The organism is Thauera sp. K11 (assembly GCF_002354895.1).
Taxonomy (GTDB): domain Bacteria; phylum Pseudomonadota; class Gammaproteobacteria; order Burkholderiales; family Rhodocyclaceae; genus Thauera; species Thauera sinica.
This window is the reverse complement of the sequence record NZ_CP023439.1, coordinates 1,458,680-1,474,837: the sequence shown is the minus strand read 5'-3', so window position 1 is coordinate 1,474,837 and position 16,158 is coordinate 1,458,680. Positions and strand designations below refer to the sequence as shown.

Here is a 16,158-nt window from a genome sequence, read left to right as displayed (position 1 = left end):
TCGCCCGGAGCAAGGTCAAGGACGGCGCGCCGCCGTTGCGCTCCGGCCCGCAGGGCGGCGGGGGCACCCGCCTTCCGGATGCCGCCGCGGCGGTGGCCACCTGCCGACCGCGGCTCTTAGCCGGAGGATTTCGGCGGCGGCAGGGCCTGCAGGAAGGCGACCGCGTCGGCTTCCACGCGCGTGCGCCGCATCGGCGGCAGGCTGCGCCAGACGACCTTGCCGTAGGACTTCCCGATCATGCGCGGATCGCATATGCACAGCACGCCGCGGTCGCGCTCGGTACGGATGAGGCGGCCGGCGCCCTGCTTCATGTTGATCACCGCGCGCGGCAACTGGTGATGGACGAAGGGGTTGAGCCCCTGCCGCTGCATGTGTTCGACGCGCGCGGCGAGCACCGGATCGTCGGGCGGCGCGAACGGCAGCTTGTCGATCACCACCAGCGACAGCGCGTCGCCCGGCACGTCGACGCCTTCCCAGAAGCTCTGGCTCGCGACCAGCACCGCGTTGCCCAGCCGACGGAAGCGTTCGAGCAGTTCGGTGCGCGATCCCTCGCCCTGCAGCAGCAGCGGCAGGGCGTCGCCCGAGCGCTGCAGGCCGTCGGCGATCAGTTCGTGCACGCGGCGCATCGCGCGCAGCGAGGTGCACAGCACGAAGGCCCGCCCGCGCGCCGCACGGATCAGCGGCAGCGCCGCGCGCGCCACCGCCTCGGTGTAGTCGGGCGCGTTCGGTTCGGGCATGTCGGCCGGCGCATACAGCAGGGCCTGTTCGCCGTAGTCGAAGGGGCTGCCCCATACCTCGGTCAGCGGCGGCGGTTCCAGCCAGGCAAGGCCGAGTTCGCGGCAGTAGTGGCCGAAGTCCCTGCCCACCGCGAGCGTGGCCGAGGTGAAGATCCACGCCCGCGGATGGCCGTCGAGCTGGCGCTTGAACACGTCCGACACGTGCAGCGGCGTGGCGTTGAGGGCCAGCGACTGGGCGAATACCTCCACCCAGCGGATCAGTTCCTTCTCCTGCGGGTTGCGCCAGCGCGCCAGCCTTTCGCCCATTTCCTGCGTGCGCCGCAGGCAGTTGGCGAGCCCTTCGGAACGCTCGGCCTGGGTGTCGAGCACGGAATGGAAGGTATCGAGCGCCTTCTGCAGCGCTTCCAGTTGCGGCGCGAACGCGTCGCGCTCGGCGGCCTGCGCGGCTGACAATCGCGTGGCCTCGTTGCCGAACACCAGGCGCAGGTCGCGCGCGGCCTTTTCCAGCTTGCGCGATTCGTCGATCAGGGCGATGCAGTCCCGCGCCGCGGCCAGCGTCTCCGAGCGCGTGTCGCGCGCCAGTTCCAGCACCTGCGAGGTCGACACGCTCTCGCCGAAGAACAGGCTGGCCGTCTCGGGCAACTGGTGGGCCTCGTCGAAGATCACCGCGTTGCAGGCCGGCAGCAGTTCGCCCATGCCTTCGTCGCGCAGCATCACGTCGGCGAAGAACAGGTGGTGATTGACCACCACCACGTCGGCCTCCATTGCCGAGCGCCTCGCCTGCATGACGAAGCATTCCTTGACGTTGGGGCAGTCCTGGCCGAGGCAGTTGTCGCGGGTGGAGGTGGCGGCGATCCAGGCCGCGGAATCCTCGCGCACGTCGGTGCATTCGGCCTTGTCGCCGGTCGCGGTGGCCCTGGCGAAGCGCTCGATGGCGCGCAGGTCGGCCGCGTCCTGGGCGGTGAGGAAGCGGCCGTCGCGCGCGTTGCGCTCGAGATGGTAGGGACAGACGTAGTTCGCCCGGCCCTTGAGCAGCGCGATCGACACCGGCACCTTGAGCGCCGCGCGCACGGTCGGCAGATCGCGGTTGAAGAGCTGGTCCTGCAGCGTCTTGGTGCCGGTGGAGATGATGACCTTGCCGCCGGCCATCAATGCCGGCACCAGATAGGCGAAGGTCTTGCCGGTGCCGGTGCCGGCCTCGGCCACCAGCACCCGGTTGCCGTGGATCGCCTCGGCGATCTTCTGCGCCATCTCGATCTGCTGCGGACGCGCGCGAAAACCGGGAATCGCAGCGGCCAGCGGGCCGTCCGGAGCGAAGATCGGTGCGGGATCGGACATCGGGTCGGTTCGTCGGATGGGGCGGGAGGCAAGGGCCCGGAAGGTGCGCGATGCGGGCGGCGCGGGTTTGCGCCGGCGCCGCCTACGCCGCGCCGACCGCCTCCACCCGGTGCGCCTCGGCCAGGTAGTCGCGCGAGCGCATCTCGACCAGGCGGCTCACCGTGCGCACGAACTCGTGCGCATTCTGGCCCTCGACGTAGAGTTCATGCGCCTCGACGGCCGCGCTCATGATCAGCTTGACGCGATGGTCGTACAGCACGTCGATCAGCCAGGTGAAGCGGCGCGCCTCGGCGGCATTGCCGGCCAGCATGCAGGGCACGTCCGACAGCAGCACGGAGTGGTGCTCGCGCGCGATCTCGAGGTAGTCGTTCTGCGAGCGCGGGCCGCCGCACAGCGTGGCGAAGTCGAACCAGATCACGCCGGGCGCGCGGCGCACGACCGGCAGCTTGCGCTCGGCGATCTCGATGGTTCCGCCCTGTCCGTCGCCGCCGGCCAGGCGGCGGAAATCATCGCGCATCTTGCGCTCGGCGCTCTCGTCGGCGGGGACGAGGTAGATCTCGATCCTCTCCAGTTGGCGCAGGCGATAGTCGGTGCCGTGATCCACCTCGACGACGTCGAAGCGGCGCTTGATCATCTCGATGGTCGGCAGGAAATTGACCCGCATCAGGCCGTTCGGATAGAGGCCGTCGGGCGGGTAGTTGGAGGTCATGACGAAGATCACGCCGCGCGCGAACAAGGCGTCGAGCAGGCGGCCGAGGATCATCGCGTCGGCGATGTCGGAGACGTGGAACTCGTCGAAGCACAGCAGCCGCGTCTGGCGGGCGATGCGGTCGGCGACCTTCTGCAGCGGGTCGGGCTCGTGATTGAAGTTCTTCAGATCGTTCTGCACTTCCTGCATGAAGGCGTGGAAGTGGGTGCGGCGCTTGCGCCTGTAGGGCACGGAATCGAAGAAGCAGTCCATCAGGAAGCTCTTGCCGCGCCCCACCCCGCCCCAGAAATACACGCTGCGCGGCATCGCCGGGCGCGAGAAGAGCTTGCGCAGCGCACTGCTGCGCGCCGCCTTGAACGAAAGCAGATCGGTGTAGAGCCGCTGCAGGCGCTGGACCGCGGCCCGTTGCGCCGGGTCGGACCTGTAGCCGCGCGCCTTGAGCTGGGCGTCGTAGGCGTCGAGCATGCCGTGCTCGGCGACCTTGAGGGTGCGATGGGGCATCTTGATGAAGGATGGCGGTTGACGGAAAAGGGTGAGTGCGAGGAGGACCCTCGCACTCACCCCGCGAGGATACTTCAGCTCAGAAGTGCAGCGGCCGCTTGTCGCACGCCAGCGCGGCTTCGTGCACCACCTCGGACAGCGTCGGGTGCGCATGGCAGATGCGCGCCAGGTCCTCGCTGCAGCCGGCGAACTCCATCGCCACCACCGCCTCGGAGATCAGCTCCGACGCGTTGGCGCCGATGATGTGCACGCCGAGGATGCGGTCGGTGCTGGCGTCGGCCAGCATCTTGACGAAGCCGGTCGGCTCGCCCATGCCGAGCGCGCGGCCGTTGGCGAGGAAGGGGATCTTGCCGGCCTTGTAGGCCACGCCTTCGGCCTTCAGTTGCTGCTCGGTCTTGCCGACCCAGGCGATCTCCGGACTGGTGTAGATCACCCACGGGATGGTGTCGAAGTTGCAGTGGCCGGCCTGGCCCGCCATCAGTTCGGCGACCATCACGCCCTCTTCCATCGCCTTGTGCGCCAGCATCGGGCCGCGCACCACGTCGCCCACCGCCCACACGCCGGGCAGGTTGGTGCGGCAATGGCCGTCGACCTCGATCATGCCGCGCTCGGTGATCTTCAGCCCGACGGCTTCGGCATTCAGGCCCTCGGTATTGGGCACGCGGCCCACGGACACGATCAGGCGGTCGGCCTCGAGCTTCTGGTCGGCGCCGTCCTTGTCCTTGTAGGCGATGACGACGCCCTTCTTGCCCAGCTTGACCTCGCCGATGGTGACACCGAGGTGGATCTTCAGGCCCTGCCTGGCGAAGACCTTGTGCGCTTCCTTGGCCACGTCCTGGTCGGCGGCGGCAAGGAACTCCGGCATGGCTTCGAGCACCGTGACGTCGGCGCCGAGGCGGCGCCACACCGAGCCCATCTCGAGGCCGATCACGCCGGCGCCGATCACCGCGAGCCTCTTCGGCACCGCGTCGAGGTCGAGCGCACCGACGTTGTCGCAGACGATCTTGTTGTCGACCGGGATGCCCGGCAGGTGGCGTGCCGACGAACCGGTGGCGACGATGACCTGCCTGGCCGTCACGACTTCTTCGCCGACCTTCACCTGCCAGCCCTCGTCCACCTGGCCGACGAAGGAACCGTGGCCGTTCAGCAGCGTGATCTTGTTCTTCTTGAACAGGCCCTTGATGCCGCCGGTGAGCTGGTCGACGATGCCGGCCTTGCGGGTGATCATCTTGGCGACGTCGATCTTGGGCGTGCCGACGCTGATGCCCTGGGCCTCGAACGCATGGCCGGCCTCCTCGAACAGGTGCGAGGTGTGCAGCAGCGCCTTGGAGGGGATGCAGCCGACGTTGAGGCAGGTGCCACCCAGACGCGGCTCACCCTTCGGATCGGCATAGGGGTTGGATTCGCAGCAGGCGGTCTTGAAGCCGAGTTGCGCCGCGCGGATGGCGGCCACGTAGCCGCCGGGACCGCCGCCGATGACTAGGACGTCGAATTGCTGAGACATTGAGTTCTCCCTCTCGGAAAGAACGGGGCACACGCGGGCCGGAAGACGAAGCTTTCCGGCGCGGTGCGCCCCGGCTGGGTCGTGTGTTAGACGTCGAGGACCAGGCGGGCCGGATCTTCCAGCGCTTCCTTCATCGTCACCAGGCCGAGCACCGCCTCGCGACCGTCGATGATGCGGTGGTCGTAGGACATGGCGAGGTAGTTGATCGGACGGATCACGATCTGGCCGTTTTCCACCACCGGGCGGTCCTTCGTGGCGTGGATGCCGAGGATGGCCGACTGCGGCGGGTTGATGATCGGCGTCGACAGCATCGAGCCGAACACGCCGCCGTTGGAGATCGAGAACGTGCCGCCCGAGAGTTCCTCCAGCGACAGCTTGCCGTTCTTGGCCTTCTCACCGAACTCGGCGATCTTCTTCTCGATCTCGGCGATGGACATCGCTTCGGCGTTGCGCAGGATGGGCACCACCAGGCCGCGCGGCGAACCGACCGCGATGCCGATGTCGATGTAGCCGTGATAGACGATGTCGTTGCCGTCGACCGAGGCGTTCAGGATCGGGAACTTCTTCAGCGCGGCCACGGCGGCCTTGACGAAGAAGCCCATGAAGCCCAGGCGCACGCCGTGGGTCTTCTCGAACTTCTCGCCGTACTGCTTGCGCAGCGCCATGACCGGGCCCATGTTCACTTCGTTGAACGTGGTCAGGATGGCGTTTTCGTTCTTCGACTGGATCAGGCGCTCGGCGATGCGGGCGCGCAGGCGCGTCATCGGCACGCGCTCTTCCGGACGATCGCCGGCCAGCGTGACGGAGGCTGCGGCCGGCGCGGCGGCAGCGGCGGCGCGCGGCGCCTGGGCGACGACGGCATCTTCCTTGGTCACGCGGCCGCCGCGGCCGGAGCCCGCCACGTCGGCGGCGGCGATGCCCTTCTCTTCGAGGATCTTGCGCGCAGCCGGGCTGGCCGCACCGGCGGCGGCAGGCGCCGCCGCGGGCGCGGGCGCCGCAGCAGCCGGGGCTGCAGCCGCCGGTGCCGCGGCGCCGGCGGCCGCCTTGGCCTCGGTGTCGATCTGCGCGATGAGCTCACCGGAGGTGACGGTGCCGCCATTGCCCTTGATGATCTTCACCAGCACGCCGTCGGCGGGCGCCGGCGTCTCGAGCACGACCTTGTCGGTTTCGATGTCGATCAGGTTCTCGTCGCGCGAGACGGCATCGCCTTCCTTCTTGTGCCAGGAGACCAGCGTGGCCTCGGACACGGATTCGGACAACTGTGGAACTTTGACTTCGATCAGCATGGAACTCTCTCCCGATTCGCTTCGTTATACGTTGGGTGACTGCGGCGTGGTGTCCTGGATCGGACCGAAGGCATTCTCGATGACCGCCTTCTGTTGCTGGTTGTGCTTGGCGTAGTAGCCCACCGCGGGCGAGGCGGCAGCCGGCCGGCTGACCAGCAGCAGACGCCGCTTGGTGCCCAGCACATTGACGAGGTACTGGCGCGAGGCCAGCCAGTACCACGCCCCCTGGTTGCGCGGCTCTTCCTGGCACCACACCACTTCCTTCGCATTCGGGAACTGGTTGATGGCCTTGGCGAACTCCTGCGCCGGGAAGGGATAGAGCTGCTCCAGGCGAACAAGGGCAGTGTCGATGATCTTGTTCTCGCGGCGATGCGCGAGCAGTTCGTAGTAGAGCTTGCCCTGGCACAGCACGACGCGCTTGACCTTCTTCGGATCGAGGTTGTCGATCTCCGGGATCACCGTCTGGAAGTGGCCGCTGGCGAGTTCGTCGATCGACGACACCGCTTCCTTGTGGCGCAGCAGCGACTTCGGCGTGATGATGATCAGCGGCTTGCGCAGCTTGCGGATCATCTGGCGGCGCAGCAGGTGGAAGATCTGCGCTGGCGTGGTCGGCACGCAGACCTGCCAGTTGTTCTCTGCGGCCATGCTCATGAAGCGCTCGGGACGCGCCGACGAGTGCTCGGGGCCCTGCCCCTCGTAGCCGTGCGGCAGCAGCATCACCAGGCCGGACAGGCGGCCCCACTTGGCCTCGCCCGAACTGATGAACTGGTCGATGACGACCTGGGCGCCGTTCACGAAGTCGCCGAACTGCGCTTCCCAGACCACGAGTTCGTTGGGTTCGGCGGTGCAGTAGCCGTACTCGAAGGCGAGCACCGCTTCTTCGGACAGCACCGAGTCGTAGCACTGGAAGCTCGCCTGGCCGTCCTGGATGTGGTCCAGCGGCTTGTAGGTGCCCTCGTCCCAGCGTTCGCGCTTCTGGTCGTGCAGCGCGGCGTGGCGGTGGAAGAACGTGCCGCGGCCGACGTCCTCGCCGGAGAGGCGCACGCCGAAGCCCTGAGCCAGCAGGCTGGCGTAGGCGAGGTTCTCGCCCATGCCCCAGTCGAGCGGCAGCTCGCCGCGCGCCATCGCGCCGCGATCGTCGATGATCTTCTTCACGCGCGAATGCAGCGCGAAGGTCTCCGGCACGGTCGCGAGGCGTTCGCCGAGGCGCTTGATCTCCTGCACCGGGATCGAGGTGTCGCACTCGTCGGTGTAAGGCTGCTTCAGATAGGGCGACCAGTCGGTCGAGAACTGGCGCTGATGGCCCGACAGCACCGGGTTGTACAGCAGTTCGCCCTTGTCCAGGTGCTCGCGGTACTCGGCGATCATCTTGTCGGGCTCGTCGCCGCTGCAGGTGCCTTCGGCGATCAGGCGGTCGGCGTACAGTTTGCGCGTGCCCGGGTGCTGCTGGATCTTGCGGTACATCAGCGGCTGCGTGACCATCGGCTCGTCCTGCTCGTTGTGGCCGAGCTTGCGGAAGCAGACGATGTCGATCACCACGTCCTTCTTGAACTGCTGGCGGAATTCCACCGCCAGCGCGGTGACGAAGGCCACCGCTTCGGGGTCGTCGCCATTGACGTGGAAGATCGGCGCCTCGACCATCTTGAAGATGTCGGTGCAGTACAGCGACGAGCGGTAGTCGCGCGGATCGGAGGTGGTGAAGCCGATCTGGTTGTTGATGACGATGTGCACCGTGCCGCCGGTGCCGTAGCCGCGCGTCTGCGAGAAGTTCAGCATCTCCTGGTTGACGCCCTGGCCCGCGACGGCGGCGTCGCCGTGGATCAGCACCGGGACGACCTGGCTCTTCTCGGTGTCCTTGCGGCGCACCTGGCGCGCATAGACCGAGCCTTCCACCACCGGATTGATGATCTCGAGGTGCGACGGATTGAACGCGAGCGTCAGGTGCATCGGGCCGCCCGGGGTCATGACGTCGCTCGAGAAGCCGAGGTGGTACTTGACGTCGCCGGCGGTGAGGTCGAGTGCGGCCTTGCCTTCGAATTCGGAGAACAGCATCGCGGGCGACTTGCCCAGCGTGTTGACCAGCACGTTCAGGCGGCCGCGATGCGCCATGCCGATCACCACTTCCTGGCCGCCGAGGCTGCCGGCAACGCGGATCAGTTCGTCCATCGCCACGATGGACGTCTCGCCGCCTTCGAGCGAGAAGCGCTTCTGGCCGACGTAGCGGGTGTGCAGGTAGCGCTCCAGCGTCTCGGCCGCGGTGGTGCGCTCGAGGAAGCGCTTCTTCATCTCCACCGAGAACTTGGGCATGCCGCGCACGCTCTCGAGGCGGCTCTGGATCCAGCGCTTGTGACCGATGTCGGTCATGTACATGTATTCGGCGCCGATCGAGCCGCAATAAGTCTGGCGCAGCGCCTCGAGGATCTCGCGCAGGCTGGCGTGCTCGGTCGAGAAGCCGTGGAAGGAGCCGACGTTGAAGGTCTGCGACAGGTCGGCCTCGGTGAAGCCGTAGTAGGACGGCTCGAGTTCGGCGATCTGCGGACGCTCCGTGCGCTTGAGCGGATCGAGGTTCGCCCAGCGGTTGCCGAGGAAGCGGTAGGCGTTGATCAGTTGCAGCACCGACACCTGGCGCTTGTCCTCGCCGCCCGCGGCGACGACGGTGCGCACCGGGCCGCGCCTGGCCATCTGCTCGAAAGCCGCGATCACCGGGCCGTGGGCCACGTCGCGCGTCGCCGCGCCGGCCTGGGCCTGCAGCTTGTCGAAGTAGTCGCGCCACTCGTCGGCGACCGAGGCCGGGTCGGCCAGGTAATTTTCGTAAAGCTCTTCGATGAACGGCGCGTTCGAGCCGAACAGGTGCGAAGTTTGTTCGAGTTGCTTCATCATGATGAAAGCCACCTTTGGTCTTCTGTTGTCCTGCCTGGGGGTGTTCTGACGGTCAGCGCGAACCCGCTGCCCGAAGGAAAAACGGGATGGCCGCAAAGCCGCGACCATCCCGCTGGAGCTGGTTTCGATGGAGCCTCCCCTCCCTCTCCATCGACGCTTACGGACGCTGCTCGATCGCCGGCACGTCGCGTCGCGCCGCACCGACGTACAACTGGCGCGGACGGCCGATCTTGTATTCCGGATCGGTGATCATCTCTTCCCACTGGGTGATCCAGCCCACGGTACGGGCCAGCGCAAAGATGCAGGTGAACATCGAGGTCGGGATGCCCAGGGCCTTCTGCACGATGCCCGAGTAGAAATCGACGTTCGGGTACAGCTTCTTCTCGACGAAGTATTCGTCTTCCAGCGCGATCTTCTCGAGTTCCTTGGCGAGCTTGAACAGGCGGTCGTTCTCGAGGCCCAGTTCGCCCAGCACGTCGGCGCAGACCTTGCCCATCAGCTTGGCACGCGGGTCGAAGTTCTTGTAGACGCGGTGGCCGAAGCCCATCAGCTTGAAGCTGTCGTTCTTGTCCTTGGCACGCTTGATGTATTCGCCGACGCGCGACACGTCGCCAATCTCTTCCAGCATGTTCAGGCACGCCTCGTTCGCGCCGCCGTGCGCCGGCCCCCACAGGCAGGCGATGCCGGCCGAGATGCACGCGAACGGGTTGGCGCCCGACGAGCCGGCCAGTCGGACGGTCGAGGTCGAGGCGTTCTGCTCGTGGTCGGCGTGCAGCGTGAAGATGACGTCCAGCGCGTGCACGAGCACCGGGTTCGGCTCGTACTTCTCGCACGGCGTGCCGAACATCATGTGCATGAAGTTCGCCGTGTAGTCGAGATCGTTGCGCGGGTACATGAAGGGCTGGCCGCTGTTGTACTTGTAGGCCATCGCGACGATGGTCGGCAGCTTGGCGATCAGGCGGTTGATCGAGATATTGCGATGCGCGGCATCGGAGAAGTCCATCGCTTCGTGATAGAACGCCGACAGCGCGCCGACCACGCCCACCATCACCGCCATCGGATGCGCATCCCGGCGGAAGCCCGAGAAGAACTTCGTCATCTGGTCGTGCAGCATCGTGTGGTTCTTGATGATCGACTCGAACTCGGTCTTCTGCTGCTGGTTGGGCAGTTCGCCGCTCTTCAGCAGGTAGGCCACTTCGAGGAAGTTGCACTTCTCGGCGAGTTGCTCGATCGGGTAGCCGCGGTACAGCAGTTCGCCCTTGTCACCATCGATGAAGGTGATGGTGGACTTGCAACTTGCGGTCGACAGGAAACCGGAGTCGTAGGTGAACAGACCGGTCTTCGCACCCAGGGTACGAATATCGATCACGTCGTTGCCATGGGTACCGGTCATGACCGGGAATTCGACAGTCTTCCCGTCGACGGTGAGGGTTGCATTGCGCTCAGTGCTCATGGATCGTCCCTTCATCAAGAAGTTTTCTTACGACTTGCTCCCGTTTCCCATGACCAGCCTGGCCGATCAGGCGCCCGGGGCGCGCTGGCTCAGCAGGCCGATCATCTCCTTCCAGCGGTCCGCCTCGCATGCCTTGCTGCCGTTGACCATCGCCCAGATGTCGTAGTCGTCGCAGCGCAGCAGGTCGTCCAGATCCGCCAGTTGATCGTCGGTCAGACGATCGAAGTGCTGCTCGAGGAAGCGCGTGAGGACAAGGTCGAGCTCCAGCAGAGCCCGACGACATTGCCAGCGCACGCGTCCCCGGTTGATGCTCATGTCGTTCCGCCCGCCCGGATCAGATCGCGCGGCGGACCATCATGTCCTTGATCTTGCCGATCGCACGGGTCGGGTTCAGACCCTTGGGACAGACGTCGACGCAGTTCATGATGGAGTGGCAGCGGAACAGGCGATACGGGTCCTCGAGGTTGTCGAGGCGCTCGTTCGTGTCCTGGTCGCGCGTGTCGGCCAGGAAGCGGTACGCGGCAAGCAGGCCGGCCGGCCCCACGAACTTGTCCGGGTTCCACCAGAACGACGGGCAGGAGGTCGAGCAGCAGGCGCACAGGATGCACTCGTACAGACCGTTGAGTTCCTCGCGGTCTTCCGGGGTCTGCAGGCGCTCGCGCTCCGGCGGCGGATCGTTGTTGACCAGATAGGGCTTGATCGAGTGGTACTGCTTGAAGAACTGGGTCATGTCCACGATCAGGTCGCGGATGACCGGCAGCCCCGGCAGCGGACGCAGCGTGATCGGCTGCGCCACGCTGTCCACGTCGGTCAGGCAGGCCAGGCCGTTCTTGCCGTTGATGTTCATCGCGTCCGAGCCGCACACGCCTTCGCGGCAGGAGCGGCGGAAGGACAGGGTGTCGTCCTTGGCCTTCAGCCGCACCAGGGCGTCGAGCAGCTTCTTGTCGGACTGTTCGAGCTCGACCGAGATGTCCTGCATGTAGGGCTTCTCGTCCTTGTCCGGATCGTAGCGGTAGATCTTAAATTGAACGGTACGCTTGGTCATTTGATCTGTTCTCCCGCGCTCAGTAGGTACGCTTGGCGAGCGCGATGGGTTCCACGTCGTCGGACAGCGGCTTCAGGTTCACCGGCTTGTAGTCGAGGCGGTTGCCGTCGCGGTACCACAGGGTGTGCTTGAGCCAGTTCTGGTCGTCGCGGCCGTTGGGATGCTCGGCGGTGTCCGGCGCGTCGTCGCGGACGTGGGCGCCGCGCGATTCCTTGCGTGCCTCGGCCGACACCATGGTCGCCTTGGCGACCTCGATCAGGTTGTCGAGTTCGAGCGCTTCGGTGCGCGCGGTGTTCCAGACCTTGGACTTGTCGGTGATCTCGGTATGCAGCGACTGTTCGGCCACTTCCAGGATGCGGGTGACGCCTTCGGACAGCAGGTCCTTGAAGCGGAACACGCCGGCATGCTTCTGCATGGTGCGCTGCATGGCCAGGCGCACTTCATGCACGTCGGTGCCGTTCTTCTGGTTCTCGAGGCGGGCGATGCGCGCCAGCGAAGCGTCGGCGGCGTCGGCCGGCAGCGGCTTCAGCGTCAGGTTGCCGGACGTGAAGTCCTCGACCACGCTCTCGCCCGCCGACTTGCCGAACACCAGCAGGTCGAGCAGCGAATTGGTGCCCAGGCGGTTGGCGCCGTGCACCGAGGCGCAGGCGCATTCGCCGGCGGCGTAGAAACCGACCACCGGCACGTTCGGGTTGCCGTCCTTCGGCGCGATGACCTGGCCCTTGTAGTTGGTCGGAATGCCGCCCATCTGGTAGTGGGCGGTCGGCACCACCGGGATCGGCGCCTTGATGGGGTCCACACCGGCGAACTGGATCGAGATCTCGCGAATGCCGGGCAGGCGCTTCATGATGGTCTCGGGCGACAGGTGGGTGATGTCGAGCAGCACGTGGTCCTTGTCGGCACCGCAGCCACGGCCTTCGTTGATTTCCGTGACCATGGAGCGGGACACGACGTCGCGCGAGGCCAGATCCTTCAGGTTGGGCGCATAGCGCTCCATGAAGCGCTCGCCGCTGCTGTTGCGCAGGATGCCGCCTTCGCCACGCACGCCTTCGGTGATCAGCACGCCCGCGCCGGCCACGCCGGTCGGGTGGAACTGCCAGAACTCCATGTCTTCCAGCGGGATGCCGGCGCGCGCCGCCATGCCCAGGCCGTCGCCGGTGTTGATGAAGGCGTTGGTGGAGCTGTAAAAGATGCGGCCCGCGCCGCCGGTGGCGAAGATCGTCGCCTTGGCGTGGAAGATGGAGACCTCGCCGGTTTCCATCTCGATCGCGGTCACGCCGAGCACGTCGCCTTCGCTGTTGCGGATCAGGTCCAGCGCGTTCCACTCGACGAAGAACTGGGTGTTGGCGCGCACGTTGCGCTGGTAGAGCGCGTGCAGCATGGCGTGGCCGGTACGGTCGGCGGCGGCACAGGAACGCATCACCGGCGCCTGGCCGTAGTTCATCGAGTGGCCGCCGAACGGGCGCTGGTAGATCTTGCCGTTGTCGGTGCGGTCGAAGGGCATGCCGTAGTGTTCGAGTTCGACGACGACCTCGTTGGCCTTCTTCACCATGAATTCGATGGAATCCTGGTCGCCCAGCCAGTCCGAGCCCTTCACGGTGTCGTACATGTGCCAGTGCCAGTTGTCCTCGGTGGTGTTGCCCAGCGAGGCAGCCACCCCGCCCTGCGCCGCCACGGTGTGCGAGCGGGTCGGGAAGACCTTGGTGAGCACTGCTGTCTTGAGACCGGCTTCGGAAAGTTGCAGGGCCGCACGCAGGCCGGCACCGCCGGCGCCGACGATGACCGCATCAAAGGTACGCTTCGCGACGTTCACGCTTACAGCCTCCAAAGAATCTGGGCCGCCCAGCCGGCATAGCCGACGAGCAGGAAGAGGGTGACGAGATGCAGCACCAGGCGCAGGCCGTCAGGCTTGACGTAGTCCATCCAGATGTCGCGCACGCCGATCCAGGCGTGATAGAACACCGACAGGAAGAACAGGAAGGAGAGAAACTTGAACACGCCGTTCGAGAACAGACCCGACCAGGCTTCGTACGACAGCTCCGGCAGGGTCAGCGCACAGACTGCGAACACGACCGTGTAGAGCGCCATGTACACCGCGGTCGCGCGCTGCGCGATCCAATCCTTCAGCCCGTAGTGGGCGCCGACGACTTTGCGATTCACCACAGCTTCACCCCGATGATCACGGTGAGCGCGATGCTCACGATCAGAACGATGCGCGACGAGTTGCGCGCGGCCTGCAGCTCCAGCCCCTTGTGGAGATCGAGCGCGAGAAAGCGGATACCGGCACAGAAGTGATGCAGGAAGGCCCACAGCAGACCGAGGAGTATCAGCTTGACCAGCGGATGGCCGACGACGGCCTCGAAGGTGGCGAAACTCTCGGGCGAACCCAGGCTGCGATCCAGCAGGTACAGCAGGAAGGGCAGCAGCAGAAACAGCCCGGCCCCGCTGACACGGTGAAGAATCGACACGATCCCCGGCAGCGGCAGCCGGATCTCGTTCACGGCCAGGTGCTTCGGCCTTTGTTTGCGTACTGTCACTTCTGACATGAAGACTCCCCTCGACATGTGCGGCGGCCATCCGCCGCTGACTCCCAAAACCCCACAATCCTCGACTCTAGCCGAAGCCCGCTGACATCAGCCTGACACCGGCCCCACCCGGACGGCAAGGCGTCCAATTCAATTGAGCTCGTTCAAGTAAAAATGATCGGCCGTGGAATACAGGCCACGGCGCCACTCGACCGGCTTGTCGCCATATGTATAGGTCACGCGCTCGACCGACAGCAGCGGCGTGCCCTCGGCCAGCTTCAGCGCCTCGGCCGCGGAACGGTCGGCCGCCACGGCGCGGATGCGCTCCTGCGCGCGGATCATGCGCATGCCGAAACGCGTCTCGAACAGGCTGTACAGCGATCCGCTCCAGTCCTGCAGCACTTCCAGGTTCAGGCCCTGGAACAGGTCGCCGGGCAGGTAGATCTCGTCGATGACCACCGGCTTGGCGCCGAACCTGAGAAGACGGCGGAGGATGATGATGGGTGCGCCGGGCTCGATGCCCAGCATGCGCGACGCTTCCTGCCCCGCCTTCGCCCGCCAGCAGTCGAGCGGCACGCTCTGCGGATGGGAGAGGTTGCCATCCATCGGCACCAGGCGTAAAAAGCGGAATAGCGCGCGCGGATCGTTGTGCGACGCAACGTAGGTCCCCTTGCCCTGCTTGCGCACCAGGAGGTTGTCTGCCGCCATTTCGTCGATGGCCTTGCGGACCGTGCCCTGGGAGACGCTGAAACGGGCGGCGAGCTCCTGCTCGCTCGGGATGGCCTGACCCGGACGCCATTCCCCCGCCTCAAGCGCCTGCAGAATCAAGGCCTTGATCTGGCGGTAGAGCGGACTGAAGGTCGGGGCGTCGTGCGACATGCAAGTATTGAAACACAAATTTTCCGGCACGTCCATGTCATGTCTTATGTCTTATATAAGATTAAGGACCTCATTTGACACGCCCCTGCCTTGCTTCTAACATCTGGGCGCCTTGGAGGCTGCCCGGTAAGCCGTCTTCCGATCCATCCCGGATCGTTCGAAGCCGGCGCCATCGGCACGCATCATCGATCAGCCAGTCAGTCTTTTTTGAGGGAGTCACCACATGAGCAAAGCCCCCGTCCGCGTCGCAGTGACCGGTGCCGCCGGCCAGATCGGCTACAGCCTGCTGTTCCGCATCGCCAGCGGCGAAATGCTGGGTAAGGACCAGCCCGTCATTCTCCAGTTGCTCGATCTGCCCCAGGCCCAGAAGGCCGTCAAGGGCGTGATGATGGAACTGGAAGACTGCGCCTTCCCGCTGCTGGCCGGCATGATCGCGACCGACGATCCCAACGTCGCGTTCAAGGACGCCCAGGTCGCCCTGCTCGTGGGTGCCCGCCCGCGCGGCCCCGGCATGGAGCGCAAGGACCTGCTGACCGAGAACGCCAAGATCTTCACCGTGCAGGGCGCCGCGATCGGCCAGTACGCCGCTCCGGACTGCAAGGTGCTGGTGGTGGGCAACCCCTGCAACACCAATGCCTACATCGCCATGAAGACCGCCGAGAAGTACGGCCGCGTGCCGGCGAAGAACTTCACCGGCATGCTGCGCCTGGACCACAACCGCGCCCTGTCGCAGCTCGCCGCCAAGTCCGGCCGCGCGGTGTCCAGCCTGAAGAGCCTGGTCGTGTGGGGCAACCACTCGCCCACCATGTACGCCGACTACCGCTTCGTGACCTCCAACGGCGACGCCGTCAAGAGCCTGATCAACGACGAAGCCTGGAACCGCGACGTGTTCCTGCCCACCGTCGGCAAGCGCGGCGCCGCCATCATCGAGGCGCGCGGCCTGTCGTCCGCGGCTTCGGCCGCCAATGCCGCCATCGACCACATCCGCGACTGGGTGCTGGGCTCGAACGGCGAATGGGTCACCATGGGCGTTCCGTCGGACGGCTCGTACGGCATCCCCGAAGGCATCATCTACGGCTTTCCGGTCACGACCGAGAACGGCGAATACAAGATCATCCAGGGCCTGGACATCGACGCCTTCTCGCGCGAGCGCATGACCAACACGCTGAACGAGTTGCTGGAAGAGCGCGAAGGCGTGAAGGACCTGCTCGGCTGATCGCGCGGCCGGCATTCGCCGGCCGGCCCCGGGCATCGAGAGCGCGCGGCCGTGGCCGCGCGCTTTTTCGTCGACCGGACCGCTG

Annotated in this window: 13 protein-coding genes; 1 reads left to right on the top strand and 12 read right to left on the bottom strand. The window is 66.0% G+C overall.

What is annotated here, in order from left to right; genetic code table 11:
- Positions 1–116: 116 nt before the first annotated feature.
- The 12 genes from yoaA to CCZ27_RS06425 all read right to left on the bottom strand — a co-directional run bounded on the left by yoaA (position 117) and on the right by CCZ27_RS06425 (position 14,857).
- Positions 117–2,075: a DNA repair helicase YoaA gene (gene yoaA, locus CCZ27_RS06480; RefSeq protein ID WP_096446617.1), complete on the bottom strand. Its 1,959-nt coding sequence runs from the start codon at positions 2,073–2,075 to the stop codon at positions 117–119.
- An 82-nt stretch (positions 2,076–2,157) separates the two neighbouring features.
- Positions 2,158–3,285 (bottom strand): cell division protein ZapE, encoded by a 1,128-nt coding sequence (gene zapE, locus CCZ27_RS06475; RefSeq protein WP_096446615.1) that lies wholly within the window; start codon positions 3,283–3,285, stop codon positions 2,158–2,160.
- Between the two features lie 79 nt (positions 3,286–3,364).
- Positions 3,365–4,789, bottom strand: a complete 1,425-nt coding sequence (gene lpdA, locus CCZ27_RS06470; protein WP_096446613.1) for a dihydrolipoyl dehydrogenase — start codon at positions 4,787–4,789, stop codon at positions 3,365–3,367.
- 86 nt (positions 4,790–4,875) lie between these two features.
- Positions 4,876–6,075, bottom strand: a complete 1,200-nt coding sequence (gene odhB / locus CCZ27_RS06465) for a 2-oxoglutarate dehydrogenase complex dihydrolipoyllysine-residue succinyltransferase (RefSeq protein ID WP_096446611.1) — start codon at positions 6,073–6,075, stop codon at positions 4,876–4,878.
- A gap of 24 nt (positions 6,076–6,099) precedes the next feature.
- Positions 6,100–8,955 (bottom strand): 2-oxoglutarate dehydrogenase E1 component, encoded by a 2,856-nt coding sequence (locus CCZ27_RS06460; RefSeq protein WP_096446609.1) that lies wholly within the window; start codon positions 8,953–8,955, stop codon positions 6,100–6,102.
- Positions 8,956–9,112: 157 nt separating this feature from the next.
- Complete coding sequence (gene gltA, locus CCZ27_RS06455; RefSeq protein WP_096446607.1) at positions 9,113–10,408, bottom strand: citrate synthase; 1,296 nt, start codon at positions 10,406–10,408, stop codon at positions 9,113–9,115.
- 66 nt (positions 10,409–10,474) lie between these two features.
- Entirely contained in the window at positions 10,475–10,723 is a 249-nt protein-coding gene (locus CCZ27_RS06450; protein WP_096446605.1) for a succinate dehydrogenase assembly factor 2, read from the bottom strand.
- 19 nt (positions 10,724–10,742) lie between these two features.
- A complete protein-coding gene (locus CCZ27_RS06445; RefSeq protein ID WP_096446603.1) occupies positions 10,743–11,453 on the bottom strand; it encodes a succinate dehydrogenase iron-sulfur subunit in 711 nt (236 codons plus the stop codon).
- Positions 11,454–11,472: 19 nt separating this feature from the next.
- The gene (gene sdhA, locus CCZ27_RS06440) at positions 11,473–13,266 is read right to left on the bottom strand and encodes a succinate dehydrogenase flavoprotein subunit (protein ID WP_096446601.1); all 1,794 of its coding nucleotides are present in this window, start codon (positions 13,264–13,266) and stop codon (positions 11,473–11,475) included.
- A 2-nt stretch (positions 13,267–13,268) separates the two neighbouring features.
- Positions 13,269–13,616, bottom strand: a complete 348-nt coding sequence (sdhD, locus tag CCZ27_RS06435; RefSeq protein ID WP_096446599.1) for a succinate dehydrogenase, hydrophobic membrane anchor protein — start codon at positions 13,614–13,616, stop codon at positions 13,269–13,271.
- Positions 13,610–13,999 carry a succinate dehydrogenase, cytochrome b556 subunit gene (gene sdhC / locus CCZ27_RS06430; RefSeq protein WP_096446597.1) on the bottom strand — a complete coding sequence of 130 codons (390 nt, stop codon included), beginning with the start codon at positions 13,997–13,999 and terminating at the stop codon, positions 13,610–13,612. The genes sdhD and sdhC overlap by 7 nt, the downstream gene beginning before the upstream one ends.
- Before the next feature lie 129 nt (positions 14,000–14,128).
- Positions 14,129–14,857: a GntR family transcriptional regulator gene (locus CCZ27_RS06425; protein WP_096452270.1), complete on the bottom strand. Its 729-nt coding sequence runs from the start codon at positions 14,855–14,857 to the stop codon at positions 14,129–14,131.
- 223 nt (positions 14,858–15,080) lie between these two features.
- Between CCZ27_RS06425 and CCZ27_RS06420 the strand changes: the two genes are divergently transcribed.
- A complete protein-coding gene (locus CCZ27_RS06420) occupies positions 15,081–16,073 on the top strand; it encodes a malate dehydrogenase (protein ID WP_096446595.1) in 993 nt (330 codons plus the stop codon).
- The last annotated feature ends 85 nt before the right edge of the window (positions 16,074–16,158 follow it).